Below are 848 nucleotides of genomic sequence, written 5' to 3' on the forward strand. Positions count from 1 at the left end.
ATAATGCGATAGATAACCCAACAACGATTGCCCAATTAACCAGCATTGCCACCGCTAAAAATCGCTTTTTCTTCATCGTATTCACCGTTTATTCACTTTTTCGGATACTTACCCCGATAATTTTTATACTTTATTCGCCGATACGCACATAATTATTCACAACTTAGCCATTAAACCAGCTAAGGCGCTTGCTATCTCAGGTGCGCTAACATCAGCCTTGATTGCTAACGCGCTTCCATCCTTACCAGTGATCTCTTGCTTGCGTGGAGCATTCCAACCTTGAAGATCAGAAAGAATCTTGATAGAGCCGTTGCTGTCATACATTTCAATCTTTGGCCCAGTCTTGGTGAAGGTAACTGACTTGATTGAAGCGGCGATAACCGGATCAATGTCTTCAGAGTGCTTCATGGTCCAAACTGTTTGCATTACCGGGTTGCCGTCTTCGCAAACGGGGGGGCTTGAGACGCTTAGCACTGCCAGTGGATCTGTGGATAGTTATGCCGGTACCGAACTTGATGTGGCTGTAAAATACCAGGCCAACCAGTACTTTGCTCCAAGACTGGTGCTTTCCATTTTCTTGCCTGGCAAAGGCGTTGAGGACGCAACTGGTGCAGACGATGCAGCTTATGTTGCAATGCTCGAACTGAACTGGAATTACTGATCCCAGGGTATTAATTGCGACTGGAGGTAATAAGATTGAGGCGCCGGGGACGGGGCCTCAATTTTTTGAGGGGCATATTATGAAGCCATTTTTCGTGATCTTCCTTGTTTTTTTTGCAGTGTCAGGTGCTCATGCGTATTCCGGCGAACGTGACCGGTCATTCCGGGGATCGTGACCGATTTGCACA

The 848-nt window shown here is 46.6% G+C and carries 2 protein-coding genes; one reads left to right on the forward strand and one right to left on the reverse strand.

Going from position 1 to position 848, the window contains the following annotated elements:
- Positions 1 to 156 precede the first annotated feature (156 nt).
- Positions 157 to 408 carry a hypothetical protein gene (locus ACFC20_RS17570; protein WP_375194111.1) on the reverse strand — a complete coding sequence of 84 codons (252 nt, stop codon included), beginning with the start codon at positions 406 to 408 and terminating at the stop codon, positions 157 to 159.
- Here ACFC20_RS17570 and ACFC20_RS17575 point away from each other — a divergent pair.
- Positions 407 to 661, forward strand: coding sequence for a hypothetical protein (locus ACFC20_RS17575; RefSeq protein ID WP_375194112.1), 255 nt, complete (start codon positions 407 to 409; stop codon positions 659 to 661). The two genes, ACFC20_RS17570 and ACFC20_RS17575, sit on opposite strands and share 2 nt — an antisense overlap.
- Positions 662 to 848: the final 187 nt, after the last annotated feature.

The organism is Marinobacter sp. (assembly GCF_041984545.1).
In the GTDB taxonomy this organism is placed as follows: Bacteria; Pseudomonadota; Gammaproteobacteria; order Pseudomonadales; family Oleiphilaceae; genus Marinobacter.